The organism is Kineococcus rugosus (genome assembly GCF_050871975.1).
Classification (GTDB): Bacteria; Actinomycetota; Actinomycetes; order Actinomycetales; family Kineococcaceae; genus Kineococcus.
This window is the reverse complement of the sequence record NZ_JBJLSJ010000058.1, coordinates 1-18,673: the sequence shown is the minus strand read 5'-3', so window position 1 is coordinate 18,673 and position 18,673 is coordinate 1. Positions and strand designations below refer to the sequence as shown.

Annotated in this window: 13 protein-coding genes; 8 read left to right on the top strand and 5 right to left on the bottom strand. The window is 76.1% G+C overall.

Annotated features, from left to right (window positions below):
• The first annotated feature begins 148 nt into the window (after positions 1 to 148).
• Entirely contained in the window at positions 149 to 1,588 is a 1,440-nt protein-coding gene (locus tag ACRYM6_RS22095; RefSeq protein ID WP_432545040.1) for a cytochrome ubiquinol oxidase subunit I, read from the top strand.
• 13 nt (positions 1,589 to 1,601) lie between these two features.
• Positions 1,602 to 2,621 (top strand): cytochrome d ubiquinol oxidase subunit II, encoded by a 1,020-nt coding sequence (gene cydB, locus ACRYM6_RS22090; RefSeq protein WP_432545039.1) that lies wholly within the window; start codon positions 1,602 to 1,604, stop codon positions 2,619 to 2,621.
• A 6-nt stretch (positions 2,622 to 2,627) separates the two neighbouring features.
• On the opposite strand, the gene ACRYM6_RS22085 is transcribed toward cydB, so the two are convergent.
• Together ACRYM6_RS22085 and ACRYM6_RS22080 are read right to left on the bottom strand one after the other, a co-directional pair.
• Positions 2,628 to 3,722 (bottom strand): mechanosensitive ion channel family protein, encoded by a 1,095-nt coding sequence (locus ACRYM6_RS22085; RefSeq protein ID WP_432545038.1) that lies wholly within the window; start codon positions 3,720 to 3,722, stop codon positions 2,628 to 2,630.
• 33 nt (positions 3,723 to 3,755) lie between these two features.
• Entirely contained in the window at positions 3,756 to 5,903 is a 2,148-nt protein-coding gene (locus ACRYM6_RS22080; RefSeq protein WP_432545037.1) for a prolyl oligopeptidase family serine peptidase, read from the bottom strand.
• 114 nt (positions 5,904 to 6,017) lie between these two features.
• Here ACRYM6_RS22080 and malQ point away from each other — a divergent pair, with 114 nt between their 5' ends.
• Together malQ and ACRYM6_RS22070 are read left to right on the top strand one after the other, a co-directional pair.
• A complete protein-coding gene (gene malQ / locus ACRYM6_RS22075) occupies positions 6,018 to 8,165 on the top strand; it encodes a 4-alpha-glucanotransferase (RefSeq protein WP_432545036.1) in 2,148 nt (715 codons plus the stop codon).
• Positions 8,166 to 8,371: 206 nt separating this feature from the next.
• The gene (locus ACRYM6_RS22070) at positions 8,372 to 11,404 is read left to right on the top strand and encodes an AfsR/SARP family transcriptional regulator (protein ID WP_432545035.1); all 3,033 of its coding nucleotides are present in this window, start codon (positions 8,372 to 8,374) and stop codon (positions 11,402 to 11,404) included.
• On the opposite strand, the gene ACRYM6_RS22065 is transcribed toward ACRYM6_RS22070, so the two are convergent.
• On the bottom strand, positions 11,367 to 11,888 hold the full coding sequence (locus ACRYM6_RS22065) for an N-acetyltransferase (RefSeq protein WP_432545034.1): 522 nt from the start codon (positions 11,886 to 11,888) through the stop codon (positions 11,367 to 11,369). The two genes, ACRYM6_RS22070 and ACRYM6_RS22065, sit on opposite strands and share 38 nt — an antisense overlap.
• Positions 11,889 to 12,013: 125 nt before the next feature.
• Here ACRYM6_RS22065 and ACRYM6_RS22060 point away from each other — a divergent pair, with 125 nt between their 5' ends.
• Positions 12,014 to 12,271, top strand: a complete 258-nt coding sequence (locus tag ACRYM6_RS22060) for a WhiB family transcriptional regulator (RefSeq protein WP_041292162.1) — start codon at positions 12,014 to 12,016, stop codon at positions 12,269 to 12,271.
• A gap of 32 nt (positions 12,272 to 12,303) precedes the next feature.
• Here the strand turns inward: ACRYM6_RS22060 and pepN are convergent, their stop codons facing one another.
• Positions 12,304 to 14,859: an aminopeptidase N gene (gene pepN / locus ACRYM6_RS22055; RefSeq protein ID WP_432545033.1), complete on the bottom strand. Its 2,556-nt coding sequence runs from the start codon at positions 14,857 to 14,859 to the stop codon at positions 12,304 to 12,306.
• A 104-nt stretch (positions 14,860 to 14,963) separates the two neighbouring features.
• On the opposite strand from pepN, the gene ACRYM6_RS22050 reads away from it, so the two are divergent.
• The 3 genes from ACRYM6_RS22050 to ACRYM6_RS22040 all read left to right on the top strand — a co-directional run bounded on the left by ACRYM6_RS22050 (position 14,964) and on the right by ACRYM6_RS22040 (position 17,386).
• The gene (locus tag ACRYM6_RS22050) at positions 14,964 to 15,635 is read left to right on the top strand and encodes a mycothiol-dependent nitroreductase Rv2466c family protein (RefSeq protein WP_432545032.1); all 672 of its coding nucleotides are present in this window, start codon (positions 14,964 to 14,966) and stop codon (positions 15,633 to 15,635) included.
• Between the two features lie 57 nt (positions 15,636 to 15,692).
• Positions 15,693 to 16,187, top strand: a complete 495-nt coding sequence (locus tag ACRYM6_RS22045) for a ribose-5-phosphate isomerase (protein ID WP_432545031.1) — start codon at positions 15,693 to 15,695, stop codon at positions 16,185 to 16,187.
• 80 nt (positions 16,188 to 16,267) lie between these two features.
• Positions 16,268 to 17,386, top strand: coding sequence for a PP2C family protein-serine/threonine phosphatase (locus ACRYM6_RS22040; protein WP_432545030.1), 1,119 nt, complete (start codon positions 16,268 to 16,270; stop codon positions 17,384 to 17,386).
• Here the strand turns inward: ACRYM6_RS22040 and ACRYM6_RS22035 are convergent.
• Positions 17,383 to 18,594, bottom strand: a complete 1,212-nt coding sequence (locus tag ACRYM6_RS22035) for a glycerate kinase (protein WP_432545029.1) — start codon at positions 18,592 to 18,594, stop codon at positions 17,383 to 17,385. The two genes, ACRYM6_RS22040 and ACRYM6_RS22035, sit on opposite strands and share 4 nt — an antisense overlap.
• Positions 18,595 to 18,673 lie beyond the last annotated feature (79 nt).

Below are 18,673 nucleotides of genomic sequence, written 5' to 3'. Positions count from 1 at the left end.
ACCACCCCCCGCCCCGCCCCCCCCCCCGCCCCCCCGCCCCCCCCCCCCCCCCCCCCCCCCCGCCCCCCCCCCCGCCCCCCGGGCCGGGACCTTCGGCCCGGGCCCAAGTCCTCTGGGAACCGCTGCGCGGCAACGCCACCCTGAGGGCGTGGACGCCCTCTCCTTCGCCCGGCTGCAGTTCGGGACCCTCACCGTCTACCACTTCTTCTTCGTCCCGCTGACGATCGGCCTCGCGCCGATCGTCGCGGGGTTCCAGACCGCCTGGTTCCGCACCGGCGACGAGAAGTGGCTGCGGCTCACCAAGCACTTCGGCAAGCTGTTCCTCATCACGTTCACCGTGGGCGTCGTCACCGGGATCGTCCAGGAGTTCCAGTTCGGGATGAACTGGAGCGAGTACTCCCGGTTCGTCGGGGACGTGTTCGGGGCGCCGCTGGCGATCGAGGGCATGGCGGCGTTCTTCGTCGAGTCCACGTTCCTCGGGCTGTGGATCTTCGGGTGGGACCGGCTGCCGCGCCTGGTGCACCTGCTGTGCCTGTGGACGGTCGTGCTGGGCACGACCGCGTCCGCCTACTTCATCCTCGCCGCGAACTCCTTCATGCAGCACCCCGTGGGCACGGCGTTCAACGAGGAGAAGGGCCGCGCCGAGCTCACCGACATCGTCGCGCTGCTGACGAACTCCACGACCCTGGCCGCGTTCCCGCACGTCATCACCGGCGCCCTCGTGCTGGCCGCCACGGCCGTGGCCGCCATCGGCCTGTGGTCCGCGGCCCGCGCGCGCCGCGCCGGGGACGACCGGGACGCGACCGCCTTCCGGTCCGCCGCGCGCGCCGCCCTGGTCGTCCTGCTGGTCTCCGGGATCGGGGTCGCCGTCTCCGGCGACGCCCAGGCCCGGTTGATGTTCGTCCAGCAGCCCATGAAGATGGCCGCCGCCGAGGCCCTGTGCCACAGCGAGGAGGGGGCCGGGTTCAGCGTCCTCGCCGTCGGGGACGTGAGCGGTTCCTGCGACGTGAAGCAGCTGACGATCCCCGGCCTGACCTCCTTCCTCGCCACGAACTCCTTCTCCGGGCACCTCGACGGCGTCGCCGAGCTGCAGGAGCGGTACACGCAGCGCTACGGCGAGGCCGACTACGTCCCGGTCCTGCCCGTCACCTACTGGTCGTTCCGGCTGATGATCGGGTTCGGCGCGTTCAGCGCGCTGCTGGCCGTCGCCGGCCTGTGGGCCACGCGCGGCGGGCGGGTCCCGTCCTCGCCCCGGGGCGCCCGGCTGGCGCTGCTGACGATCCCCGCGCCGTTCCTGGCGAACTCCTCCGGCTGGATCTTCACCGAGCTGGGCCGTCAGCCCTGGGTCGTGGCGCCCAACCCGACCGGCCTGGACGCCGTGCGGATGCTCACCCGCGACGGGGTCTCACCGGTCGGCTGGGAGACCGTCGCGCTGTCCCTGACGGTCTTCACCGCGCTGTACGGCGTCCTGGCCGTCGTGTGGTTCCGGCTCGCCCGCCGCGCGGTGCGGGCCCCGCTGACCGAGGTGGACCCCACCACGATCGGCCCGTCCACCGACGACGACGCACCCCTCGTCTTCACGTACTGAGCAGGAGCTGGAAGTGGACCTCACGACCGTCTGGTTCGTCCTCATCGCGGTCCTGTGGACCGGGTACCTCGTGCTGGAGGGTTTCGACTTCGGCGTCGGGATGCTGCTGGCCCCGCTGTCGCGCGACGACACCGAGCGGCGCACCCTGCTGGCCACCATCGGCCCCGTCTGGGACGGCAACGAGGTGTGGCTGCTCGTCGCCGGCGGCGCGACCTTCGCCGCGTTCCCGGAGTGGTACGCCTCGATGTTCTCCGGGTTCCACCTCGCCCTGCTGCTCGTGCTCGTCGCGCTCGTCCTGCGCGCCGTCGCGTTCGAGTTCCGCGGGAAGGTCGACGACGTGCGCTGGCGCGCCCGCTGGGACCGGTGCATCGCCGTCGGGTCCTGGGTCCCGTCGCTGCTGTGGGGCGTCGCGTTCGCCAACCTCGTCCGCGGCGTCCCGATGGACGCCGACCACCGGTTCACCGGGACCCTGCTGACGCTGCTGAACCCGTACGCCCTGCTCGGCGGGCTCGCCCTGCTCACGGTGTTCCTGGCCCACGGGGCGGCTTTCCTGGCGCTGCGGACGCTGGGGGAGGTGCGCGAGCGCGCCGCCCGCGCCGCGGGGGTGCTCGCGCCGGTGGCGCTCGTCGTCGCCGGCACCTGGGCGGTGCTCACCCAGGTCCGGTACGGGGCGACGTGGACGTGGGGTGCGGTGGCGCCGGCCGCCGGTTCCCTCGTCGTCGCGGTCCTGGCCGGCCGCCGCCGCCGCGAGGGCACCGCGTTCGCCGCCACGGCCGTCGCGATCGTCGCCGTCGTCGTGCTGGTCTTCGGCAGCCTGTTCCCCGACGTCATGCCCTCCAGCACGTCGCCGCTGAACAGCCTGACCGTGCAGAACGCCGCCTCCAGCCACTACACCCTGGTGGTCATGACGTGGGTCGCCGCGGTCCTCACCCCGCTGGTCCTGCTCCACCAGGGCTGGACGTACTGGGTGTTCCGCCGCCGGATCGGGGTGCACCACGTCCCCGCCCCGGCCCCCGCGGCCGCGACGCGCTGAGGGGGTTCACAACCCCCGGTGGGTGCGCGCCGGGTCGGCCGCCGCGGCGGCCTCGGCGGCCACGTCCGCCTCGCTGGGCGGCGGCGGCTGCGGGGTCACCGCCTTCGCCGGGTCCGGCAGCGGGTGGACCTGCCGGGGGACGTCGTCGCGCCGCTCGCCGCGCGGGTCCTCGTGCGGCAGGAACACCGTGCGCTGCGCCGGGGGGAAGTCGATGCCCTCGGCGTCGAACACCGCCGTGATGCGCCGCTTCAGCTCCCGCTGCACCGCCCACTGCTGCAGCGGCGCGGTCTTCACGACCAGCCGCAGCACGATCCCGTCGACCGTCATCTGCTCCACGCCCCACACCTCCGGGGCGTCCAGCACCAGCGGCTGCCACGCCTCCTCGGCCACCAGGTCGTCCGCGACGCGCTGCATCACCTGCTGGGCGCGGGTCAGGTCCTGCCCGTAGGCCACGGAGATGTCCACGACCGCCCGCGCCCAGCCCTGGCTCTGGTTGCCCACCCGCAGGATCTCGCCGTTGCGGACGTACCAGACGGTGCCCTTCACGTCGCGCAGCCGCGTCACCCGCAGGCCCACCGCCTCGACCGTCCCCGACGCGTCGCCGAGGTCGACGGAGTCGCCCACGCCGTACTGGTCCTCGGCCAGCATGAAGACCCCGGACAGGAAGTCCTTCACCAGCGCCTGCGCCCCGAAGCCCAGCGCCACCCCCGCGATCCCCGCCGAGGCCAGGAACGGGGCGATCGCGATGCCCACGGTGTCCAGCACCATGAGGATCGCCAGGACCCCCAGCACGAACGTCGCGGTGCTCTTCAGGACCGAGGCGAGCGTCTCGGCCCGCTGCTGGCGCCGCTCGGACAGCAGCGGGGAGGACTCCAGCAGGCCGTTGCGGCGCCCGCCGCCGAGCTTGCCGGCCCCCGTCGCGATGCCCGCCGCGACGCGGCCGATGAGCCGCATCACCAGGAACCGCGCGATCCAGCAGACCAGCAGGATCACGACGATCTTCAGGGGCTTGTCCAGCAGGAACGTCACGACGTCCTGGGCGCCGGCGGTGGCGTCGTCGGCGGTGACCGCCGACAGGGCTTGCGTGATGTCGTCCAGCACGAGGGTGTGCAGCTCCTTCTCGATCGTCCGGTCTCAGTCGTCCAGGGGCAGGCCGGTGGCCCGCGCGGCGAAGGCCAGGGTGTCGCGGACCAGCCCCGCGCTGCGGGACACCGACCGGGCCCCGTGCCCGACGTCCTTCTCGCGCCGCAGCAGCACCGGCCGCACGGCCGGGTCCGAGCTCGTCGCGTGCTGCAGCGCGGCGCACAGCTTGCGCGCGTGCAGCGGGTCGACCCGGCTGTCGCCGTCGAACACCGTGAACAGCACCGACGGGTACGCCGTGCCCTCCACCGTCCGGTGGTAGGGGGAGTAGGCGTGCAGCCAGCCGAACTCCTCGGCGACCGCGGCGCTGCCGTACTCCTCGCTCCACGTCGCGCCCAGGCCGTGCCGCTCGTAGCGCACCATGTCCAGCAGCGGCGCCGAGCAGACGATCCCGGCGAACAGCGCCGGTTCCTGCGTCAGCGCCGCCCCCACGAGCAGCCCGCCGTTGGAGCCGCCGTGCGCGCACAGCTGCCCCGGGGTGGTGAAACCGCGCGCCACGAGGAAGCGCGCCGCGGCGTGGAAGTCGTCGAAGACGTTCTGCTTGCTCCCGCGCATCCCCGCCCGGTGCCAGTCCTCGCCCTCCTCCCCGCCGCCGCGCAGGTTCGCCACCGCGTACACCCCGCCGGCCTCCACCCAGGCCAGGGCGTCGGGCGCGTAGTGCGGGGACAGGCTGATCCCGAACCCGCCGTAGCCGTAGAGGATCGTCGGGGCCGGCCGCCGCGGGACGCCGTCGGCGCCCAGCAGGTCCGCGCGCGCGGTCACCTGCAGCCGGACCGTCGTGCCGTCCGCGCTCGGGTACTCCAGCAGCGCGCTCACCACCGGCGGCACGTCCACCGCGCCCGGCGGCGCGGCCTCCACGGCCAGCGCGCCGGTGCGGGCGTCATAGCGCCACACGTGCGAGGGCGTCGTGGTGTCGGTGTACCCGAACCACAGCTCGTGCCCGCCCTCGGGACGGCCCAGCAGCCCGCCGATCGACCCCGTCCCCGGCAGCTCCACCCGGCCCGCGGCACCCTCCAGGCGCGCCCCGGTCACCAGGTCGTGGACCGTCACCGAGCTCACCGCGTGCTCGGTCCAGCCGACCACCAGCAGCGGCCGCTCCAGCTCGGCGCCGTCCAGCACCGCGACGTCGTCCAGCAGCGCGTCGGACTGCGCGACCAGGTCCGTCCAGTGCTCCGGCCCCGGGGCGCCCGGGTCGGCGACGGCCAGCCGGCCGCGCGGGGCGTCCAGGTCGGTGAACACGTACAGCCGCCCGTCGCGGCCCACCCACGCGCTGGTGTTCGCGTCCCGCCCCTCCACGACCGTCCGGAACGACGGGCTCGCCGGGTCGCCCCCGGACAGGTCGGCGATCCACGCGTCGTTGCGCGGCGCCGTCCCGTCGGAGGCCGTCACCACCAGCCAGCGCCCGTCCCGGGAGGTCCACACGCCGTAGTAGTTCGTCATCGACCGGCCCGCGCCGAACACCTCGACGTCGTCCGCCGGGTCCGTCCCCACCACGTGCAGGTACACCCGCCGGTGGTACTGCCGCTCCTGCTCCGGCAGCTGCCCCGGCGGCAGCCGGCGCACGTAGTAGAAGGCCCGCCGGTCGCCGTCGCGGGGCAGCCAGGCCACGGGGGAGTAGCGGGCCCGGTCGATCGGGCCGTCCACCACCTCACCGGTCGTGGCGTCCAGCACCCGCAGCACGCTCTCCTCGCTGCCGCCCTCGGACAGCTGGTACGCGACGAGGTCGCCCTCGACGTCGGGGCGCCAGGCGTCCAGCGTCGTCGTGCCGGAGGGGTCCAGCGCCACCGGGTCCACCAGGACGCGCGCCGCCGACCCGGGGTCGGTGACGAGCAGGACGCCGTGCTCGGCGTCGGGCTCGCGGCGGGTGCGGAACACCCGCTCCCCGCGGTGCACCGGCGCACCGACCGAGCCGGTCGCCATCAGCTCCCGCACCCGCCGCTCCAGCCGGTCCCGGCCCGGCAGCGCCGCCGCCCACCGCTGCCACGCCTCGTCCTGGGCCCGCGACCACGCCACCGTCCGCTCGTCGTCGGCGTCCTCCAGCCAGCGGTACGGGTCGGCGACGGCCACGCCGTGCAGGTCGTCGACGACGTCGACCCGGGGGGCGAGCTGCGGACCCGGGGACGCGGAGGTGGGGGTGCCCATGGGCGACCACCCTAGGTCGAGCCCCCCGGTGCCCGTCGAACCGCGCGCACCCGCCGCCGCGCCCGCCGCCGCCTCGGGCGCGCCGCCGCGCAGCACCTCTGGCAGAGTCGACGGGTGGCCACCGACGTGCCGGGCGCCGACCTGGGTTCCGACCTCACCGACCTCGCGACCGCCTGCGGGGTCTCCACCACCTTCCACGACTGGCAGGGGCGCGAGACGACCGTCCCCGCCTCGACGATCACGGCCGTGCTGACCGCGATGGGGCTGGACGTCACCTCCCGCGAGCGCGTCCGCGACGCGCTGCAGGAGGTGAAGCAGCGCCCCTGGCGGCGGGTGCTGCCGCCCGTCGTCGTCGCCCGCGAGGGCCGCTCGCAGCCGGTGCCCGTGCACGTCCCGCACGGCGACCCCGTCGACGTCGTCGTGGAGCTGGAGGGCGGGGAGGGCTGGGCGCCGCTGCGCCAGCTCGACCGCTGGATCGACCCCGTCCGCGTCGACGGGCGCCTCACCGGCCGGGCCACCTTCGAGCTGCCCGACGACCTGCCCCTGGGCTGGCACGTCCTGAAGGCGCTGACCCCCACCGGGCAGGCCGAGTGCCCCGTCGTCGTCACCCCCGACGTCCTGGAGCTGCCCCCCACCCTGCAGTCCGGCCGCAGCTGGGGCTACCAGGCGCAGCTGTACTCGGTGCGCTCCTCCCGCTCCTGGGGCGTGGGCGACCTCGCCGACCTGGCCGAGCTGGCGGCCGTCGCCGCCGACCAGGGCGCCGGGTGGCTCCTGGTCAACCCGCTCGCCGCGGCGCAGCCGGTCCCGCCCATGGAGGCCTCGCCGTACCTGCCCACCACCCGCCGGTTCGTCAACCCGCTGTACCTGCGCGTCGAGGACGTCCACGAGGTCGCCTACCTGTCCCCGCAGGACCGGGCGCTGGTCGAGCGGCTCGCCGGGCGCGTCCGGCCGTCCGTCCACGACAGCGGCGAGATCGACCGCGACGCCGCGTGGGCGGCGAAGAAGCAGGCCCTGGAGGTCGTCTTCGCCCACGGCCGCACCCCCGCCCGCGAGGCCGCGTTCCGCCGCTACGTCGCCTCGGAGGAACCCGGGCTGTCCGGGTTCGCCACCTGGTGCGCCCTGGCCGAGCGGTTCGGGCTGCCCGCCGCCGACTGGCCCGCCGAGGCCGCCTCGCCGCAGGCGGCCCGCGAGTCCGGCCTGGCCGACGAGCTCGCCGACCGGGTCGAGTTCCACCGCTGGCTGCAGTGGCAGTGCGACGAGCAGCTGCGCACCGCCCAGGAGGCGGCCACCGCCCCCGGCACCGGGCCCGGGATCGTCCACGACCTCGCCGTCGGCGTCCACCCCGACGGCGCCGACGTCTGGTCCCTGGGACCGGCGCTGGCCCACGGCGTGACCGTCGGGGCCCCGCCGGACGCCTTCAACCAGCAGGGGCAGGACTGGAGCCAGCCGCCGTGGCGGCCCGACCAGCTCGCCGAGGTCGCCTACGCGCCCTTCCGCGACATGGTCCGCACCATCCTGCGACACGCCGGCGGCCTGCGCATCGACCACGTCATCGGCCTGTTCCGGCTGTGGTGGATCCCGCAGGGCGCCGAGCCCTCGGCCGGCACCTACGTCAAGTACGACCACGAGGCGCTCATCGGCATCCTCGCGCTGGAGGCCCACCGCGCCGGTGCCGTCCTCGTCGGCGAGGACCTCGGCACCGTCGAGCCGTGGGTGCGCGACTACCTCGCCGACCGCGGCATCCTCGGCAGCGCCGTCCTGTGGTTCGAGTACGACGGCAAGGAGCCCAAGGCGCCGGAGGACTTCCGCGAGCTCGCCCTGGCCAGCGTCACCGTCCACGACCTGCCCCCCACCGCCGGCTACCTGGCCCAGGAGCACGTCGCGCTGCGCGACCGGCTCGGTCTGCTGACCCGCCCCGCCGAGGAGGAGCGCGCGGCCGACGCCGCCGAGCAGGAGCGCATCCTCGGCCTCGTCCGCGACCGCGGGCTGCTGACCCCCGGGGCCGACGAGCAGAGCACCGTCGAGGCCCTGCACCGCTACCTCGCGCTGTCGCCCTCGCTCATGGTCGGGGTCTCCCTCGTCGACGCCGTGGGCGACCGCCGCACCCAGAACCAGCCGGGCACCTCCGACGAGTACCCGAACTGGCGGATGCCGCTGACCGGACCCGACGGCGAGGTCGTCCTGATCGACGACCTCCCCGGCCACGCCCGGGCCCGGTCGCTGGCCCGGGCCGTCCAGGAGGCGCTCGCCGAGGGCGACTGACGCGGCCGGGACGGTCCCCCCCGGCACCGTCCCGACCGGCTCCGTCCCGACCGGCTCCGCCCGGGCCGGGACCCGCTCCCCCCGGAACGGGCCCCGGCGCTCCCCCTCGGGCAGGACCACCGTGGCAGGTGCGCCTTGCGGCGGGCTTGCGAGCCCCTCTCCGCCGACCCGCCCCGCACGCGCGGCCGGGTCGCTACGGTGTGCCCGTGCGCTCCGGGGTCGCGGTGCGGGTGCTCGGCGCCCTCGAGGTCGGTTCATCCACGCAGGCGTCCGTGCTGCCGCCCACGCTGCGCACCGTGCTGGCCGCGCTCGTGGTCGACGCCGGGCACGTCGTCCCCGCCTCCGTGCTCGCCGAGCGGGTCTGGGACGAGGCGGGGATCCGGCCGGCCACCTCCACCCTGCACAGCTCCGTGTCCCGGCTGCGCCGGCTGCTCGAACCCGGCACCGGCCCCTGGCAGGTGCTGGTCACCCGCGCCCCCGGGTACCGGCTCGCCCTGGCGCCGGAGGCCCTGGACGCCGCCCGTTTCGAGCAGCTGCTGCGCCGCGCGCTGGCCGCCGCCGACACCGACCCGGGCGGGGCGCGCGCCGACGTCGCCGACGCGCTGGCGCTGTGGCGCGGCCCGGCCTACGCCGACGTCGAGGCCGGCTTCGCCCGCCAGGAGGCCCGCCGCCTGGAGAACCTGCGGCTGGAGGGCCTGGAGCTGGCCGCCCGCCTGGACCTCGTGCTCGGCCGGCACCGGGAGGTCGTCCCCGACCTCGAGGAGCTGGTGCTGGCCCACCCGCTGCGCGAGGAGCTGCGCGCCGCGCTCGTGCTCGCGCTCTACCGCTGCGGGCGCCAGGCCGACGCCCTGCAGGCCTTCGAGGACGGCCGGCGGCTGCTCGCCGACGAGCTGGGCATCGACCCCGGCCCGCAGCTGCGCCGGCTGCACGAGGCCGTGCTCCGCCAGGACCCCGCGCTGGAGGCCCCCGTCGTCCCGGCGGCCGACCCCCCGTCCCCGCTGTCGTCGCCGTCGTCATCGCCGGGGGCCGGGGACGTCACCGCCCCCGTCACCGCCCCCGTCACCGCCCGCACCCCGGTGCGCACCTCCACGAGCGCGCTGCCGCTGGCCACGACCGAGCTGCTCGGGCGCGCGGAGGACCTGCAGCGGCTGCTCGAGCTGCTCGGGCGGGCGCGGCTGGTGACGCTCACCGGCACCGGGGGCGTGGGCAAGACCCGGCTGGCCGCCGCCGCCGCCGAAGCCGCCGCCGAGCGCTTCGAGGGCGGCACGGTCCTCGTGCCGCTGGCCACCCTCGACGACGCCCGGGCCGTGCTGCCCGCCGTCGTGCGGGCGCTGGGGCTGCCCGACGAGGCGGGGGCGGGCGCGCTCGACGCCGTCGCCGCCCACGTCGCGGACTCGCGGACCCTGCTGGTGCTGGACAACCTGGAGCACCTGCTGGACGCCGCCGCGGACGTCGCGGCCCTGGTGCGCCGCTGCCCGCGGCTGGTCGTCCTGGTCACCTCCCGCGCCCCGCTGCGCGTCAGCGGGGAGGTCGAGCACCGCGTCGAGCCGCTCGGCCTGCCGGCCACCGGCGAGGACGTCCTGGGCTCCCCGGCCGTGCAGCTGTTCGCCGAGCGGGCGCGGGCCGTCGCGCCCGGCTTCGCCGTCAGCGCGCGCAACGCCGCGGTCGTCGCCGACATCTGCCGCGCCCTCGGCGGGATCCCGCTGGCCCTGGAGCTGGCGGCCCCCCGCATCCGCGTCCTGGACCCCGCCGAGCTGCTCCGCCGCCTCGACCACGCCCTGACCTCCGGGCCGCGCGACCTGCCCGCCCGCCAGCGCACCATGCGCGCCACCCTGGACTGGAGCTACGGGCTGCTCGACGCCCCCACCCGGCGGCTGTACCGCCGGCTGTCCGTCTTCACCGGGGGCTGGACCCTGCCGGTGCTGGAGGACGTCGAGGGCCCCGGCGTGCTGGAGCAGCTCGAGGCGCTGGTGGAGATGTCGCTGGTGACCGTGACCTTCTCCCGGGGCCGGCCGCGCTACGCGATGCTCGTGCCCACGCAGCAGCACGCCCGCCGCCTGCTCGAGGAGGACGAGCTCGCCGAGGTCTCCCGCGCGCACGCCGAGGCCCACCTGCGGCTGGCCGAGCGGGCCGCCCCGCACTACCGCGGCGAGGGGCAGGTCGAGTGGCTGGAGCGCGTCGAGCTGGAGCACGCCAACCTGCTCGCGGCCTTCGAGTGGGCGATGGGCGCGGGGGAGCACGCCACCGCCGCCCGCCTGACCTGGGCGACCTGGCTGTTCTGGTGGTTGCGCGGGCACGTGCTCGTCGGCCGCCGCTGCGCGCGCGCCGCCGTGGACGCCACCGCCGACAGCCCGCTGGAGGGCCCCGCCGCGCTGGTCCCGGTGCGGGCGCGGATCGCGCTGGCCGCGATGGCCTTCGCCCAGGGCGACTTCGCCGCGGCCGACGAGGGGTGGGCCCGGGCCCGTGCCGACGCCGAGCGCGCCGTCGGCGTCGACCCCGTCGAGCGCGACGAGGCGCGGGCGAACTGCACCGCCGGCGCGGGCATCTGCGCCCAGGTGACCGGGGACCTCGCGGCCGCCGCCGACGCCCACCGGCGGGCGATCGCGCTGGCCCGGACCCTGCCCGAGGACACCTACGGGCCGTGGATCGTGCGGCTGAACCTGGTGTGGCTGGGCACGGTGCACTGGCGCGCCGGGGAGGCCGGCCCGGCCCGCCGCCAGGCCGAGGAGGGGCTGGCGCTGGCCCGCCGCGACGGCGACCGGCTGGCCACCTTCCTCGCCCTCTACAACCTCGCGCAGGCCGAGGCCGGTCCCGCCCCCGCCCGGGCGCTGCGCCACCTGCAGGAGGGCATCGAGCTGTCCGAGCAGATGGGCGACCTGGCCAACCTGGCCTACTTCCTGGAGGCGCTGGTGGTGCTGCGCGCCGCCGGTGGGCGGACGGGCGACGGTGAGGACGACGAGGACCACGGGGGCGAGGGGGACGACGCGGCGCTGGTGCGCCTGCTGGGGGCGGCGAGCGCGGCGCGCGAGGCCGTCGGCTTCGAGGTCCACAACTACTACCTCCGCGACAGCGTGGGCCGAGCCGAGGCCGAGGCCCGCCTGCGCGCGCAGCTGGGGGAGCAGCGCTACGCGCGGGAGCTGGCCGCCGGGCGCCGGGCGCCGGTGGCCGAGTCCGTGCGCACCGCGGTCCGCGTGCGGCCGGTCACGGTTCCCCCGACCGCGCCCAGTCCCGCCAGCTGATGTCCAGGCCCACGAAGCGAGGCCGGGTGAACGGCCAGCACCGGCGCACCCAGGTCACCACGGCCGCGGTCAGCAGGTGCTCGACCTCCCCGCCGCGCAGGGCGTCGACCACCCACCAGGTGACGTCCACGTCCGCGTCGCGGGTGCCGCCGCGGGGCGGGTCCAGGTACACGCACCCCAGCAGCTCGCTCTCCACCTCGTCGAGGAGGGCGTAGGAGAAGGACAGGCCCTCGGCCATCTCCCGCTCCTGGCGCTGCAGGTCGCAGAGGTCGTCGGCCGCGGCCAGCTCCGCCGGCGGCCAGCCCCACGCCTCGCCGAAGCAGGACCACAGGTGCTCGCGCGCCCCCCGCACGGCGGGCAGGTCCAGGTCGAGGTCCAGGGCGCGCAACGGCCGCAGGTGGTGCCCGGAGCGCAGCTCGAGGCGGGTGGGGTGCCGGAACCAGGACGGCAGCCAGGGGTCAGCACGGGTCGCGGGGTCGGCCATGCCCTCCACGGTCGCGCGGCGCGCTTGCGGCGGGCTTGCGGGACGCTGCCGGGTGCGGCCCGCGGAGAGCGGGTCGGCGGGCCGGGCGCGAGCCGGGTGCAAGGCCGGCGGACCACGCTGGAGCCGTGTTCGACCCCGAGACCCTTGAGAACCTCCCCTGCACCCGGGTGCCCCCGGAGCTGTTCTTCGTCGAGCGTCCCGACCAGGTCGCCGTGGCCAAGGCGCTGTGCGTGGGGTGCCCCGTGCGCACCGCCTGCCTCGCGGGGGCCCTGGAGCGCCGCGAGCCCGTCGGGATCTGGGGCGGTGAGCTCTTCGTCGACGGCGTGGCCGTCGCCGCCAAGCGCGGCCCCGGCCGCCCGCGCAAGGTGCCCGTCGCCGTCTGAGCGGCGGGGACCCTGCGCGGCGGGGAGGACGGCTAGGAGGCGTCGCGCTCCTGCGCGCGCAGCGCCCGCGCCACCCCGTCGCGGTTCTCCAGGACCAGGCGGCGCAGCGCCGGGGGAGCGTCCGCCTCCGCCGCCAGCCACGCGTCGGTCCGCTCCAGCAGGGCCTCGTCGGCCAGGTCCAGCGGGTACAGGCCCGTGACGATCTGCTGGGCCATCTCGTTGGTGCGCTCGGCCCACACCGTGCGCAGCGCCGCGAAGTACGGCTCGACGAACGGTCGCAGCAGCGCCTCGTCGTGCGCGCGGGCGAACCCGGCGATCACCGAGGCCTGCACGGCGTTCGGGAGGTCGCCGCGGTCCACGACGTCCGCCCAGGCCTGCTGCTTGGCCGCCGCCGTGGGCACCGCGGCGCGCGCCGCGGCCGCCGAGCGCTGCCCGGTCGCGGTCGCGTCGCGGGCCAGCTCGGCCTCGATCGCCTCCGCCCCGGCCCGGCCGCCGGCCACCAGCGAGGTCAGCAGCACCCAGCGCATGTCGGTGTCCACCTCCAGGCCCTCGATGGCGCCGGAGCCGTCGTACAGGCCCTCGACGACCGACAGGTGCTCCTCGCTGCGGGCGGAGGCGGCGAACGACCGGGCGAACTGCAGCTGGGTGTCGCTGCCGGGGGCCGCCGCGCGCAGCAGCTCCAGCAGGGTCGCCGCGGTCCTGGCCCGGACCTGCTCGCGGTGCGCCGGGGCGGTGTACAGCTCGACCGTCGTGGCGAGCTGGCGCAGCAGCACCAGGGCGACCGTCGAGTCCGACCGCGCGGCGTCGCCGGGCAGCAGCGTCGTCAGCAGCAGGTCGACGTAGTCGCGGGCGGGGGACTCCCCGTCGCGCGTCATGTCCCACAGCGCCGCCGCGACGAGCGAGCGCGGCAGCGAGTCGCGGAAGGCGTCCAGGTGCTGCAGCGCGGACGTCAGCGAGGCCTCGTCGAGCCGGATCTTGGCGTAGGCGAGGTCGTCGTCGTTGACCAGCAGCAGGTCCGGGCGCTTGCGGCCGACCAGCTGCGGCAGGTCGGTGTCGGCGCCCGCGGCGTCCAGCTCGACGCGGTGGGTGCGCTCGAAGCCGCCGTCGACGAGGTCGTAGCAGCCGATCGCGAGGCGGTGCGCCCGCAGGTGCGGGTGCTCGGCGGGGGCCTCCTGCAGCAGCCGGGCCGCGGTGATCGTCCCGTCGGCGTCGGTCTCCAGCACCGGGCGCAGGGTCGCCACGCCGGCGGTCTCCAGCCACTCGCGCGACCACGACGACAGGTCCCGGCCCGAGGTCGCCTCCAGCTCGCGCAGCAGGTCGACCAGCTCGGTGTTGCCGAAGGCGTGGCGGGCGAAGTACGCCCGCACCCCGGCGAGGAACTCCTCGCGCCCCACGTAGGCCACGAGCTGCTTGAGGACGCTGGCGCCCTTGGCGTACGTGATGCCGTCGAAGTTCACCTCGACGTCCTCGAGGTCGTTGATCTCCGCGACGATCGGGTGGGTCGTGGGCAGCTGGTCCTGCCGGTACGCCCAGGACTTCTCCAGGGAGTTGAAAGTGGTCCACGACCCCACCCACTCCGTCGCCTCGGCCGCGGCGAGGGTGGAGGCGAACTCCGCGAAGGACTCGTTGAGCCACAGGTCGTTCCACCAGCGCATGGTCACGAGGTCGCCGAACCACATGTGCGCCAGCTCGTGCAGGACGGTGACGACGCGCCGCTCGACCGTGGCCTGCGGGACCTTGGAGCGGAAGACGTAGCTCTCCACGAAGGTCACCGCGCCGGCGTTCTCCATCGCCCCGGCGTTGAACTCGGGGACGAACACCTGGTCGTACTTGGCGAAGGGGTAGGGGCGGTCGAACTCGCGCTCGAAGAACTCGAAGCCCTGCTTGGTGGCCCGCACGACGTTGTGGGCGTCCAGGTGCTGGACGAGGGACTTGCGGCAGTAGACGCCCAGCGGGATCGTCCGGCCGTCGGCGGAGACGAGGGAGTCCTCGGACCCCTCGTAGGGCCCGGCGATGACCGCCGTGACGTAGGAGGACAGCCGCGGCGTCTTCTCGAACGTCCACCGCAGACCGGCCTCGACGGGGTGCTTGACCTGCACGGGCGCGTTGGAGATCACCCGCCAGTGCTCCGGCGCGGTCACGGTGAAGGTGAACTCGGCCTTGAGGTCGGGCTGCTCGAAGACCGCGTACACCCGGCGGGAGTCGGCGACCTCGAACTGGGAGTACAGGTACACCTCGTCGTCGACGGGGTCGACGAAGCGGTGCAGCCCCTCGCCGGTGTTCATGTAGCGGCAGTCGGCCACGACGAGCAGCTCGTTCTCCTCGGCCAGGCCGTCGAGCGCGATGCGCACGCCGTCGGCCACGGCCGCCACGTCGAGGGCGGTGCCGTTGAGGACGACCTCGTGGACCTGCGCGCTGATGAGGTCGATGAACGTCGAGGCCCCCGCGGTCGCGGAGAACCGCACCGTCGTGGTGGAGCGGAACGTCTCCGGGCCCGTCGTCAGGTCCAGGTCGACGTCGTAGTGCTCCACCCGCACGAGCTCGGCCCGGGTGCGGGCTTCCTCGCGGGTCAGGTTCTCGCCGGGCACGGCACGTCCTCTCATCGCAGGTCCAGGTCGTCCAAGACTCTGCCACGCCGGGCCGACACCGGCCCCGCGGCCCGGGTGTCGGACCGCAGGAGCACGATGGGCCCATGACGACCGAGACCCCTGCCGCGACCCCTGCCGCGACCCCTGCCGCGACCCCTGCCGCGACCCCTGCCGCGACCACCGCCGACTTCTGGTTCGACCCGCTGTGCCCGTGGGCCTGGATGACCTCGCGCTGGATCCTGGAGGTCGAGCGGGTCCGCGACATCACCGTGCGCTGGCACGTCATGAGCCTGTCGGTCCTCAACGAGGACAAGCCCGACCTGCCGCAGGAGTACCGCGAGATGCTCTCCCGGGGCTGGGGCCCGGTGCGGGTGGTGACCGCGGCGCGGGTCCTGCACGGCGAGGACGTGGTCCTGCCGCTCTACACGGCCCTGGGCACCCGGCGCCACCCCGGCGGGCGCGACGACTGGGACGGCATCATCGCCGAGGCCCTGGCGGAGGTGGGGCTGCCCGCCGAGCTGGCCGGGTACGCGGACCGGGACACCTACGACGCCGAGCTGCGCGCCTCGCACGCCGAGGGCATCGGCCGGGTCGGCGAGGAGGTCGGGACGCCGGTCGTCGCGTTCGGGGACGTCGCGTTCTTCGGTCCCGTCGTGACCCCCGCGCCGAAGGGCGAGGACGCCGGGCGGCTGTGGGACGGCTGCGTGCTGGTGGCCGGCACCCCCGGCTTCTTCGAGCTCAAGCGCACCCGCACCCAGGGGCCGGTCTTCGACTGAGCCGCGCCGACCCGCCCCCGCGGCACGGGCCCGGCCCGGGGCTGCCAAGCTGGGGCCATGCGCGTCCACATCGGCACCGACCACGCCGGTTTCGAACTGAAGGAGCACCTCGTCGCGCACCTGCGCGGCCAGGGCCACGACGTCGTCGACCACGGCGCCCTCGTGTACGACAAGGTCGACGACTACCCGCCGTTCATCCTGCGCGCGGCGCACGCCGTGGCCGCCGAGCCGGGCAGCCTGGGCATCGTCATCGGCGGGTCGGGCAACGGCGAGCAGATCGCGGCGAACTTCGTGCCGGGCATCCGCTGCGCGCTGGCGTGGTCGGTGGAGACCGCCCGGCTGGCCCGGGAGCACAACGACGCGCAGTGCGTGGGCATCGGGGCGCGGATGCACACGCTGGAGGAGGCGACGGCGCTGGCCGAGGCGTTCCTCGCGACGCCCTTCTCGAACGACCCGCGGCACGTGCGGCGCATCGAGATGCTCGACGAGTTCGCCCGCACCGGTGAGCTGCCGCCGCTGCCCGCGGGGCACGAGGAGACTCCCACCGCCTGACGTCGGCGTGGGGGCGTCCGAGGTCGCGTAGTCACTACTGGTCATTTCTGGTGACCGACAGTGATGTCTAGAATCCGCCCATGCCCCGGACCGCCCCCCGCCGACCGCCCGCGGCCGGCCACCGGCGCCCCGGCCGGCTGAGCGCCGCGCAGCGGGCGACGGTGCGGCGCCTCCTCACCCGGCCGCCGCAGCGGGCCACGACGGCCCTGCTCGTCGCCGCCGTGCTCGCCGTCGGGCTGGGCTCGGCGTCCACGAGCCAGGTCCCGCTGACCGCCCTGGTGCCCGCCCTGCTGGTCGGGGCCCTCGTCCTGCGGCTGCGCCCGGTGCTGGTGCTGTCCGCGGCCACCGCCGCCGCCGTCGGCCTGTCCGGCTGGCTGCGGCCGGAGTCGCGGCCGCCGCTGACGGTGGGGATCGTCCTGGTCATGCTCGTCACCGCCGCGATGGCCGTGCTGTTCGCCCGCGGGCGCGAGCAGCTCGGCCTCACCGGCTACCTCGGCGAGGCGATGCTCGTGGACCTGCGCGACCAGCTCCTGGCGCAGGGCCGGCTGCCGCAGCTGCCCGGCGGGTGGCACGTCGAGGGGCTGCTGCGCCCCGCCCACGGCGACGCCTTCTCCGGCGACGTGCTGCTGGCCTCGCGCACCGGGGACCGGCTCGAGGTCGCGCTCGTCGACGTCTCCGGCAAGGGGCAGGACGCGGGGGGCCGGGCCCTGCTGCTGTCCGGCGCCTTCGGCGGCCTGCTCGGCGCGCTCGCCCCGCACGACTTCCTGCCCGCGGCGAACCGCTACGTCCTGCGCCAGGGCTGGTTCGAGGGGTTCGCGACGGCGGTCCACGTGGCCGTCGACCTCACCTCGGGCAAGGCCGTGGTGTCCTCCGCGGGGCACCCGCCGGCCGTCCACGCCCGCGCCACGGGGCGGGCCGAGTTGCTCGACGAGGCGGCCGGGCCGCTGCTCGGCCTGGTCCCGGAGGCGGAGTTCCCCGCCGTGGCGACGACGCTGGAGCACGGCGACGCCCTGCTGGTCTACTCCGACGGGGTCGTCGAGCAGCGCGACGTCGACCTCGGCGAGGGGATCGGGGCGCTGGTGCGGCGGCTGCTCGCCCTGCGGCCCGACCAGCGCGCCGGCGCGCTGGGCGCGCTGGTGGACGACGTCGCGCCGGGGGAGGCCGACGACCGCACCGCGCTGCTGCTCTGGCGCGACTAGCCCGCCGCGCGCGCCCCCTGCTCGGCCCCGTGCTGCGCGCCGAGGTCGCGCGCCAGGCCGCCGAGCAGCCGCCGGGCCTCCCGCACGCAGGTGCCCACGTCGGGTTCGACGTCGGTCAGCGCGCGCGCCTGCGCGAAGCCCGCCGCGCGCCAGCGCTCCTCCGGAAGGGTGCGCCGGCCGCTGAGGACGACGACGGGGGCCGGGATGCGGGCCGCGGCCGCGGCCACGCCCACCGGGGTCTTCCCGCCCAGGGACTGCTCGTCGAAGCTGCCCTCGCCGGTGATGACCAGGGAGGCCGTTCGCGTGCGGTGGCTCCAGCCCGCCAGCTCCAGCACGACCTCCACCCCGGGCCGGCGGGTCGCACCCAGCAGGCCCAGGGCCACCAGCCCGACGCCGCCGGCGGCCCCGGCCCCGGGGGTGTCGCGGGCGTCGCGGCCGGTCGCGGCGGCCAGCACGTCGGCGAAGCGGGCCAGCGCGGCGTCGAGGACGGTGACGTCGTCCGCGCTCGCGCCCTTCTGCGGGCCGAAGACGGCCGCCGCGCCGCGCTCGCCCAGCAGCGGGTTGTCGACGTCGGCGGCCAGCGTCCAGCTCACCGACCCGACCCGGGGGTCCAGCCCGGACAGGTCGACCCGGTCCAGCTCCCGCAGGGCCGCGCCGCCGTCGGGCAGGTCGCGACCGGCCGCGTCCAGCAGCCGGCCGCCGAGGGCCGCCAGCAGCCCGGCGCCGCCGTCGGTGGAGGCGCTGCCGCCCACGGCCAGCACGACGTGGCGGGCCCCGGCGTCCAGGGCCGCGCGCACCAGCTCACCGGTGCCGCGGGTCGTCGCGGTCAGCGGGGCGGGGGTGCGGCCGGGGAGCCGGTCCAGCCCCGAGGCCTGCGCCATCTCGACCACGGCGATGTCCCCGTGCACCGCGAACGTCGCCTCCACCGGCTCGCCCGTGGGCCCGGCCACGAGCGCGGTGAGGGCGCTGAACCCGGCCGAGCGCAGCGCCGCCTCGACCGTCCCCTCACCCCCGTCGGCGACCGGCAGGACCGTGGTGACCAGGAGCGTCGCGCCCTCGGTGTCGACGCCCCGGGCGCGGGTGGTGTCGAGGAAGGCGTCGCAGAAGCCGTCCTCGAAGGCCTCGGCGATGGTGGTCGCGACCTCACCGGCGGTCAGGGAGCCCTTGAACTTGTCCGGAGCCACGACGACGTGGAAGGGGGTCGGCATGCGCGGACCCTACCGAGGGTGCCCGCCCGGGGGCCGGACGCGCAGCAGCGGCCGGCCCGGGGGGCAGGCCGCTGCCGGG

Coding starts and splice junctions, on each gene's coding strand:
- ACRYM6_RS22080 (WP_432545037.1), bottom strand. CDS start 5,903: ATGGGCACCCCCACCTCCGCGTCCCCGGGTCCGCAGCTCGCCCCCCGG.
- ACRYM6_RS22065 (WP_432545034.1), bottom strand. CDS start 11,888: ATGGCCGACCCCGCGACCCGTGCTGACCCCTGGCTGCCGTCCTGGTTC.
- ACRYM6_RS22050 (WP_432545032.1), top strand. CDS start 14,964: ATGACGACCGAGACCCCTGCCGCGACCCCTGCCGCGACCCCTGCCGCG.
- ACRYM6_RS22045 (WP_432545031.1), top strand. CDS start 15,693: ATGCGCGTCCACATCGGCACCGACCACGCCGGTTTCGAACTGAAGGAG.
- ACRYM6_RS22040 (WP_432545030.1), top strand. CDS start 16,268: ATGCCCCGGACCGCCCCCCGCCGACCGCCCGCGGCCGGCCACCGGCGC.
- ACRYM6_RS22035 (WP_432545029.1), bottom strand. CDS start 18,594: ATGCCGACCCCCTTCCACGTCGTCGTGGCTCCGGACAAGTTCAAGGGC.